At 73.3% G+C, this 10,008-nt stretch carries 4 protein-coding genes; all 4 read left to right on the top strand.

The genetic code is table 11. The features are described from left to right. Positions 1-2,268: DUF4132 domain-containing protein (locus DI269_RS15775; RefSeq protein WP_112137478.1), on the top strand; the 2,268-nt coding region annotated here is incomplete at its 5' end. A gap of 18 nt (positions 2,269-2,286) precedes the next feature. After that, on the top strand, positions 2,287-5,601 hold the full coding sequence (locus DI269_RS15770) for a DUF4132 domain-containing protein (protein WP_112137476.1): 3,315 nt from the start codon (positions 2,287-2,289) through the stop codon (positions 5,599-5,601). 2 nt (positions 5,602-5,603) lie between these two features. Beyond that, a complete protein-coding gene (locus DI269_RS15765) occupies positions 5,604-8,255 on the top strand; it encodes a DUF4132 domain-containing protein (RefSeq protein ID WP_112137473.1) in 2,652 nt (883 codons plus the stop codon). Between the two features lie 105 nt (positions 8,256-8,360). Further along, the coding region (locus DI269_RS15760) for a hypothetical protein (RefSeq protein WP_157975027.1) at positions 8,361-10,008 on the top strand (1,648 nt) is incomplete at its 3' end.

The following is a 10,008-nucleotide window of genomic DNA, read 5'->3' as shown; positions in this document are numbered from 1 at the left end:
GCTGTCGCCGCCGAGGCCGGGCCGCTCGACCGGGCCGACCCCGAGGTGCGCGCCGCGATCGAGGCGCTCACCGCCGCCCAGCGTCCCGTCCCCGACGCCGACCCCGCCGACCTGCCCGCGCTGCTGACCGCCCCGCCGTGGGCCTCCAAGCGCCGCAAGCCGAAGCCGCTGGTGCTCGAACTCGTGCCCGTAGGGGAGCCGCGCCTGGTCCGGAGCGAGGCCGAGGCCTCGATCTGGGAGGGCATCGGGGCCCGCTACGACGGCGACCCCGCGCAGTTGGAGCGGTGGAAAGCCTATGCGCGCCACAGGACCCCGGGCACGTACGACTACGAGCTGTCGGTCATCGTCGCCTCCGCGCCCGCCGACCTCGCCGACGGCCTGCTCCCTGAGTGGACCGCGCATGCGGGCGACACGGGCCCGGGCCGGGTGTACCCCGGTGAGGTGTACCCGATCCTCCACCGCTACGGCGCCAAGGCGTTCGAGGCGGCTCTCAAGGTGGCCGAGTACTGGGGCTTCGAGAGCTACCTGCTCCCCATGTTCAGCGTCGAGACCGCCAGGTTCGTCGCCGGCCGGCTCGCCCGCCGCAAGGCCGAGCGCGCCGCGACCGTCGAATGGTTCGAGCGCCACGGCCTCGCCGCCGCGACCGCGCTCGTCCCCGACGCCCTCGGTGCGGACAAGAAGCGCCGCGAGGCGGCCGAGATCGCGCTGTTCCACCTCGCGTCCGTCCACGGCGACGCGGCCGTCGCCGCCGCCGCCGAACCCTATGGGCCCGAAGCGGTCACCGCGATCGGGGCGCTCTTCGAGGGCGACCCGCTCGAACCCCGCGGCGTGAAGATCCCCAAGCCCGGCCCGTGGGCCGCGCCCGTGATGTTCCCGCAGGTCCTCCTCAAGGACGGCGACCGGGCGCTGCCGGAGGACTCGGTGCGCCACCTCCTCACCGTCCTCGCGCTAGCCACCCCCGACTACCCGTACCCCGGGCTCGACGTCGTCGCCGCGACCTGCGACCGCGCCTCCCTCTCGCGCTTCAGCCGCGCCGTCTTCGAGCAGTGGCTCGCCGTCGGCGCGCCGCCGAAGGACCAGTGGGCGCTCACGCAGCTCGCGCACTTCGCCGAGGACGAGACGGTGTGGATGCTCGCGCCGCAGCTGCGCCGGTGGCCCGGCGACGGCCAGCACAAGCGGGCCGTCACCGGTCTCGGCGTGCTCGGCGCGATCGGCACCGAGGAGGCCCTGCGCGCCATCCAGACCACCGCCGACAAGGTGACCTTCAAGGCGCTCAAGGAGGAGGCCGACGTCCAGATCGAGCGGATCGCCGAGGAGCTGGGCCTGTCCCGCGACCAGCTCGCCGACCGCCTCGTGCCCGACTTCGGCCTCGCCGACGCGGACGCGCGCGTCCTCGAATACGGCCCGCGGAAGTTCACCGTCGCCTTCGACGAGCAGTTGCGGCCCTTCGTGATCGACGACGCCGGCAAGGCCCGCAAGGCCCTGCCGAAACCCGGCGTCAAGGACGACGCGCTCGTCGCCGACGACGCCTACCAGCGCTTCCAGGCCCTCCGCAAGGAGCTCAAGACCGTTGCGGCCGAGCAGGTCTCCCGCCTGGAGACCGCCATGGTCGCCGGCCGCACCTGGACCGCCGGCGAGTTCCAGCGGTTCCACGTCGAGCACGCCCTCACCGGCCTGCTCGCCCGCCGCCTCGTCTGGCTCTCCGTCCATGATGGAGTATCGACGGCGTTCCGCATCGCCGAGGACGGCACGTTCGGCGACGCCGCCGACGACGCGTTCGACCTCCCCGCAACGGCATCGGTCCGCCTCGCCCACCCGGCGCTCCTCGGCGAGGACGTCGGCACCTGGGCCGAGACCCTCGCCGACTACGAGATCCTCCAGCCGTTCGACCAGCTCGCCCGGCCCGTCATGGACTTCACCGCCGAGGAGCTGGCGACCGGCCGCCTGCCCCGCTTCGAGGGCGCCACGGTCGAGACCGGCCGCGTCCTCGGCCTCGCCAAGCGCGGCTGGCGCCGCGCCTACCCCGGCGACGGCGGGCTCGTCCCCGGCTTCACCTACGCCCTCGCGAGCCGCTGCTTCCTGGTCCTCACCGTGGAGCCCGGCATCCCGATCGGCTACGCCGCCGAGTACCCGCAGCAGACCGTCGCCTCCGTGCAGTTCTGCGACCTGGAGTCCTTCGGCGCCGACCCCGTCCCGCCGACCGCCGACATCGACACCGTCGCCGCCGCCGAGGCGCTCGGCTCCCTCGCCCGCCTCGTCCGCGCCTGATCCCTTGAAGGACCACCGATGACCGAATACGACGCCTCCCAAGAGGACCGCATCCAGCTCCCCACCTACTGGGAGCCCGAGTCGGTCCCGCGCCGCGCCGACCCCCGCGAGCCGGTCGAGCTCGACCCCGAGGGGCCCGCGAAGGTCGCGGAATCCCTGCGCTGGAACGAGGACGATCTCCGGTACGCGCTTGCCCAGCCCGCCCACGCCCAGTACGCCCCGGCGGCGCTGCGCCACCTCGACGGTGAGCCCGACGCCGAGGGCGCGGGCATCGTCTCGGCGGTCATGCACACGCGGGTGCGCAACGGCCAGGACTCCACGCTGCGCCCTGAGATCGACGCCTGGGTCGCCGAGCACGGCCTCGCGTTCGCGGCCGCCGCCGCGGTCGTGCGCCTGAGCCTGTACAGCTGGCGCCAGTACAAGGGCACCATGCGCGACTGCATCCTGCGGCCGCTCACGGTGGCGGAGATGCACACGCTCCGCTGGGAGCTCGACCGCGGCATCGGCGTGCTCCGCGGCCTCCTCGCCCACGCCTCCGAGGCCGACTACGCGGCCGCCGTCGCCGCGGTCGAGGAGCACCGGAACTCGGCGGCCGAGCGGTTCATCGCCATGGTCCTCTTCCCCGACGAGGCCGCCTGGGCCGAGGAGGCCTGCCGCGAGTACCCGGGCCTGGGCAACACCAGCGCCGACGTGATCCTGTGGCTCACCCTCGACCGGCCCGACCTCCTCGCCCTCGCCGGCGTCAAGAGCCTGGAGCCCTGGCACGTCTCGCGCGACCTGCTCGGCACGGTCATGCGGAACATAGGCGGCGCGGCCCTGCCGCTGTTCACCGCGACCCTGCGCCAGCAGATCGGGACCGACATCCGCCACATCCTCCTCGACGCGATCGCGATCCTGCCGACCGACGAGGCCGCGGCCCACCTGGTCTCGCGCCTCGGCGAAGAGCACGTCTACCAGGCCGCCTCCGAGGCCGCCAAGCGCTACCCGCGCCGCCTCCTGCGCACGATCGCCGCCGAGTCCGCGACCATCGCCGCCGAACTGCGGCCCCGCCTGGCCGCCCTCGCCGCGGACATCCCCGCCGAGCACCGGGCCGCACTGTCCGATGAGGACCGCGAGGCGATCGAGGCGCTCCTGGCGCCCTCCCTGACCCCGGTCGCCGACGCCGCGCAGCTGCCGGCGCTCCTGACCGCTCCGCCGTGGCTAGAAAAGGGCGCCAAGCGCAAGCCGAAGACCCTCGACCTCGTCGCGGACGCGAAGCCGCGCACGGTCTGGGCCGAGGGCGAGGCCGAGGCGTGGTCGAAGCCGAAGCACGACTACTTCTCGAACTACTCCGACGCCGACTGGGAGAAGACGCTCAGCCCGAAGAAGGAGGGCCGCGGCCGCGACAACTTCACGATGGTCGTCACCTACGGGCCCGCCTCGTTCGCCCTGCGCGCGCTGGAAAAGTGGGACGGCAAGTTCAGCCCCTACACGCACGGGGACCTCAAGGTCATCGTCGGCCGCTTCGGACCCCTCGCCGCCGACCAGATCGTCACCGCCCTGCGAGCCAACCCGAACTACCACGAGGCCCTGGTCCCGCTCCTGAGCACCGAGGCCGCCCGCCTCGCCGCCGACTGGTACGCCCGCCTCAAGGGCGCCCGCGCCAGCGCCGTCGCCTGGTTCGAGCGCCACGGCGCTGAAGGCGCGGCCCTGCTCGTCCCCGACTCCCTCGGCGCGGACAAGAAGCTCCGGAGCAATGCCGAAGGGGCCTTGTGGCACATCGCGCTCCGCGAGGGCGCCGAGGCCGTCGTCAAGTCCGCCGAGCCGTACGGACCCGAAGCGGCCGAAGCCGTCCGCGAACTCCTCGCGGGCGACCCGCTGGAGCCGCGCGGCGTCAAGCTCCCCAAGCCCGGCAACTGGGCCAACCCGATCATGCTCCCCGAGGTCCTGACCGCCTCCAAGGCCCATGCGCTGCCTGCGGACTCGGTGCGCCACCTCATCACCGTGATCGCCCTCGCCACGCCCGAGTACCCGTACGCCGGGCTCGACGTCGTCGCCGAGGCGCTCGACCGCGACTCGCTCACCCGCTTCGGCCGCGGCCTGTTCCAGCTGTGGCTCTCGATGGGTTCGCCTTCGAAGGACGGCTGGGCGCTCACGCAGCTCTCCCACTTCGCCGACGACGACACCGTGCGCCTGCTCGCCCCGCTCGTGCGCGAATGGCCCGGCCAGTCCCAGCACAAGCGGGCCGTGAACGGCCTGGGCGTGCTCGGCGCGATCGGCTCCGAGGAGGCGCTGCGCGCCATCCAGGGCATCGCCGACAAGGTGAAGTTCAAGGCGCTCAAGGAGGAGGCGCGCGTCCAGATCGCCGCCATCGCCGAGAGTCTCGGCCTGACCCGCGAGCAGCTCGCCGACCGGCTCCTCCCGGACTTCGGCCTCGGCGAGGAGGGCGCGCTCGTCCTCGACTACGGGCCGCGCTCGTTCACCGTCGTGTTCGACGAGCAGCTCAAGCCGTTCGTCAAGGACGAGACCGGGAAGCCCCGCAAGAGCCTCCCCAAGCCCGGCGCGAAGGACGACGCCGAGACCGCCGACGCCGCCTACAAGCGGTTCGCGGCCCTGAAGAAGGAGCTGCGCACCGTCGCCGCCGACCAGGTCCAGCGCCTGGAGGCCGCGATGGTCAACGGCCGCACCTGGACCAAGGACGAGTTCGAGCGCTACTACGTGCGCCACCCGCTCACCTGGCACCTCTCGCGCCGCCTGGTCTGGTCCGCCGAATCGGACGGCGTCTCGACGGGCTTCCGCGTCGCCGAGGACCGCACCTACACCGACTCCAGCGACGACGCCTACGACCTTCCGGACAACGCCGTCATTCGCCTCGACCACCCGATCCGCATGGGTGACAAGGCCGCCGACTGGGCCGAGCTGTTCGCCGACTACGAGATCCTCCAGCCCTTCGAGCAGCTCTCGCGCCCCGTCCTCGCCTTCACCCCCGAAGAGCTGGCGACCGGCCGCCTGGAGCGCTTCGAAGGCGCGAAGGTCGAGGTCGGGAAGCTCCTGGGACTCACCTCCCGCGGCTGGCACCGCTCCTCGCCCGAGGACGGCGGCGTCGAACCGGGCATCTACTTCCCGCTGCCCGCGGGCGGGTACATCACCGTGTCGCTCGACCCGGGCATCTGGGTCGGCATGGTCGGCGAGAACCCCATCCAGACCCTCGACGGCGTCCGCATCTCCGCCACCGAGGACTACTGGTGGACCCGGGCCGGCCGCGCCGGAGACGGCAACCACCCCAAGGACATCGACGCGGTCACCGCCTCCGAGGTCCTCGCCGCCCTCACCCGTATCACCGCGAAGGAGTGACCGTGGACCTCCCCGACGAGGACGCCTTCGCCCTCACCCCGGAGCAGCTCGCCGCCGCCGCACCCCGGCGCGGCGGGCGCTCCGCCCGCGCCTTCGAGCCGCGCCCCGACGACACCGAATGGTGGCGCTACACCGGTATCGAGCAGCGCCGGGACCACCTGCTGACGGCCGCGACCCACGCCGAGACCGACCCGCGGATCGCCGCCGCACTGCTGTCCTATCTCGACGGCGAACCGGACCCGCTCGGCGCCGCGACCGCGTTCCTCGTCGACGATGCGGTCGGCACCGGCTTCTGGCGCGACTCCGGCTACTGCCAGTACGACGCCTGGCTCGGCGAGCACGGCATCGAGTTCGCCGTGCGTGCCGTCATGGAGTACTTCACCGTCAAGACCGTCCACCCGGTACCGCGCGGCTCCTTCATCGACAACCCGGACCCGGTCCCGGTCGAAGCGGTCCCGGACGGCCCGGGCCGCACGCCCTGGCGCAGTCTCGGCGGGGAACTGCTCCGCCTCCGCACCCACCTCTCCGCGATGCCCGAACCTGAGTACCTGAGGATCGAGGCGATCCTCGAAGTCCAGGGCCGCAACCCGGTCCAGCGCGCCGTCCGCGCGTTCCTCATGCCCGGGCGCACCGACTGGCTCGACGAGGCCTGCACCGACCGGGCCGCCGGGCTGCTCGAAAGCCACGAGAGCGACCAGTGGCTCCTGCGGACCGCCGACTCGACCGACCGGCTCGCGAAGGCCGGGATCGCCGCCCTGCCGAACAACACCGCCAACCCGATGACGGTCAATTCCCTCCTCGAAGCCGCCGGGCTCGACTGCACGCCGCTCCTCGTCCAGGCCGTGACCCTCGCCGGGCTCCACGACAGCTGGCGCGAGACCCTGCTCGACACGCTCGCGACCCTGCCCCGCGACGAGGCCGTGCGGTTCTTCCTCGACAACATCGTCGAGCGCCGCACCTGGAACCGCCTCCAGGAGGTCGCCGACCGCTTCCCCGTCCGCACCCTCCGCGGGATCGCCGCCCTCGTCGAGGACGCCGACGACGCCCAGCGCGCCCGGTTCATCGGCCTCATCCGGTCCAAGCCGCTGCTCGACGGCCCCGCCCGCGACGCCCTCGGCCCCGCCGACCGCAACCGCGTCGACGCCCTCCTCTCATGGCGCGGCCACCCGCCCGAGACCGCCGACGTCCCTGCCGCGCTGGCGAACCCGCCGCAGGGCCGCCGCAAGGCCGCCCCGCCTTGGGCCGGCATGGTCACCGCGCTCCCGATCCTCACCAAGGGCCGCAAGGCCCGCCTCCCGCAGTCCGCCGCCGAGCACCTGCTCGCCGCGCTGGCCCTCGACACCCCGAGAAGCCCGCACCCCGCAGTCGACGCCGCCATCGCGCACTGCGACGCCGCAAGCCTCCGCGAGTTCTCCTGGGCCGTCTTCTCGACCTGGGACCTTGCTGCCGACCGCGCCAACCCGTGGGCGCTCGCGCAGCTCGGCCGCTTCGCCGACGACACCACCGTCCTCCGCCTCGAAGCGCTCATCCACGAATGGCCCGGCCAGAGCCTCCACAAGCGGGCCGTTCGCGGCCTCGAACTCCTCGGCGCCATCGGCACCGAGGAGGCCCTCGGCGCCGTCCACCGCGTCTCGAAGCAGGCGACCTTCAAGGGCCTCATGAAGGCCGCGCTGGCCGAAGTGGACCGGATCGCGGCACGCCTCGGCCTCGATCAGGACCGGCTCCTCGACCGGCTGGTGCCGGACTTCGAACTCGACTCTGACGGCCGCATGGAACTCGACTACGGGCCCAGGCAATTCACCGTGGGCTTCGACGAGCAGTTGCGGCCCAACGTCATCGATGCCAAGGGCACGGTGCGCCGGAGCCTCCCCAAGCCCGCCCGGACCGACGACCCCGAGGCCGCCGCCGAGGCGGCCGCCCGCTTCGACAAGCTCAAGCGCAGCCTCAAATCCGTCGGCACCGACCAGGTCAAGCGCCTGGAGAAGGCCATGACGTCCGGCCGGGTCTGGTCCCGGCCCGACTTCGAACGGTTCATCGCCGGGCACGCCCTCATGCGCCACCTCGCACGCCGCCTGGTCTGGCAGTACACGACCGGCAAGGCGTGGACCTCGTTCCGGGTCGCCGAGGACGGCAGCCTCGCCGACGTCCGCGACGACGCCCTGCGCCTGCCCGAGCGGTCCGCGGTGCGCCTGCCGCACCCGCTCCACCTCGGCAAGGAGACCGAGGCGTGGGCGGAGGTCTTCGCCGACTACGAAGTGGTGCAGCCGTTCGACCAGCTCGCCCGCGCCGCGTTCGCCCTCACCGCCGAGGAGGCCAGAACCGGCGGCATCGCCCGCTTCGAAGGCCGCACCGTCCACACCGGACCGCTGATCGGCCTCGCGAAGGGCCGCACCTTCTGGCGGTACACCTACGCCTTCAGCAGCGGCTCCTTGCCGCCCTTCGGCATGTGCCGGGAGATCCCCGACTTCGGCTTCCTCCTGCTCGACCTCCGGCCGGGCATCGACGTCGCCGATCCCGCCGCCGAACCGCACCAGACGCTGAACGCGGTCCGGTTCTCCACCACCGAGACCGCCGACGGCCCCGCCCCGCGCGACCTCGACCCGCTGCTCGTCTCCGAACTCCTCGCCCTCCTGGACCGCCACACTGTTCGATGACCGGAGCGGGGAGGCGTGTCGCACCCTGTCTCTATGATCTTGGGGAACCGACCGCCCCCGCGAAGGACTGAAATGACCGAACCCGTTGCAGCGCAAGAAGATCAGTTGATCCTTCCTGCCGAGTGGTCGGACCTGGTCCTGCCGCGGCGCGGGCACGCAACGGGCATTCGGGTCGAGTCGGACCCCGAGGCGTCCCAGAAGGTGGCCCAGGTCGTCGCCTCCCGGCGCGCGGACCTCGTCGCGGCCCTCGAACACCCCGACTGCGAACCGGACCTCGGCCGGGTCGGCATCGCGCACCTGAAGGGCGAGGCGAGCCCGCTCGGCGCCGCCGTCGTTCTCACCCTGCTGCGCTTCACCGAGGGCTACCGCGGCTCCCTGTTCCAGGGCGGCGGCGACCACGCCGCCGTCAACCGCGAGCTGTTCGCCGCCCTCGTCGCCGACTTCGGGCTCCCGTTCGCCGTCGCCGCGGCCGTCGAAGACCTCGCCGTCGACATCAGCTGGGGCACACCGGGAACCTGGGGCATGGGCGACATCCCCACCGCCGCCGTCGGCGAGTTCTCCACGCTCAAGTGGATGATCGTCTGGTCCGACCACGCGGGCGCCCTCCCGCTCGTCCGCGGACTCCTCGCCGACGCGACCGAAGACGAGTACCGGCGCGTCGTGGAGACCGTTGCGGTCCACCGCGACACCGTCTACAAGCGGGTCGCCGCCGCGATGCTGCTGCCCGACGAGCACGACTGGGTCGCCGAGGCGTGCGCGGCGCGCGGCCAGTACCGCGCCTATGCCGGGGCCGCCGCCCCCGAGCAGGCCGTCTGGCAGGCCCTCCGCACCGAGGACCACTTGAGGGAGTTCGGGCTCACCCGCCTGGCCCCGCACCACGTCCGGGACTCGCTCGTCGCCGAGCTCGTGCGCAACCTCGGCGCCGCCGCCCTCCCCGTCCTCGCCAAGAGCCTCGACACGCGCAGCCTCGAACTCGCCCAGCGCACCCTCTTGTTCAATGCCATCGCGCTGCTCCCCAGCGACGAGGCCGCGCAGTTCCTCGTGACCCGTTCCGGCGAACTGGGCGCGCTGGCCGCGGTCAAGCCCGCCGCCGCCCGGTTCCCGCACCGCTTCGCCCGCGCCGTCGTCGCCCAGCTCGCCGACGTCGAGCCGGTCGAGCGCTACCGCCTCGCCGGGGCTCTCCGCCAGGACGCCGTCCCCATCGACGATGTCCTCAAAGGACTCGATGACGCCGCCAGGGCCGCCGTCGAGGCGCTCCTCGCCGAGTCCGCCCCCGAGGTCGCGACCCCCGACCGGCTCCCCGCCGCCCTCGTCTCGCCCCCGTGGGCCGAGCGCCGCCGCCGGCCCGCCCCCGATCCCGTCCCCGGCCTCACCGCCCCCGAAGGCACCTCGCTCTGGTGGGGCCCAGGCGAACACGAGGCGGCCCTGGCGATCGAGCCGTCCTTCGCCGAATGGGACGACGCCGAGTTCTGGACCTCCGACAGCGAGGTCGGGCTCGGCTTCGCCGACCGCCTCCGCGGCCGCCTCGCCCGCGGCGGCGCCGCCGAAGCCGACGCGGTCCTCGCCAAGCTCCGCGAGGCCCCCAAGTACGCGTACGCGCTCGTCCCGATCCGCAGCGCCGAGGCCGCCGCGCTCGCCGCCGACTGGTTCGCGCGCCTCAAATCGGCGCGCGTCCACGCCGCCGACTGGCTCGACCGCCACGGCGAGCACGCCGTGCCCCTGCTCGTCCCGTGCGCCCTCGGCGACGACCGGC

The organism is Glycomyces dulcitolivorans (assembly GCF_003265355.1).
In the GTDB taxonomy this organism is placed as follows: domain Bacteria; phylum Actinomycetota; class Actinomycetes; order Mycobacteriales; family Micromonosporaceae; genus Glycomyces; species Glycomyces dulcitolivorans.
The sequence above is the reverse complement of the archived record's forward strand: the minus strand, read 5'-3'. Positions and strand labels throughout refer to the sequence as shown.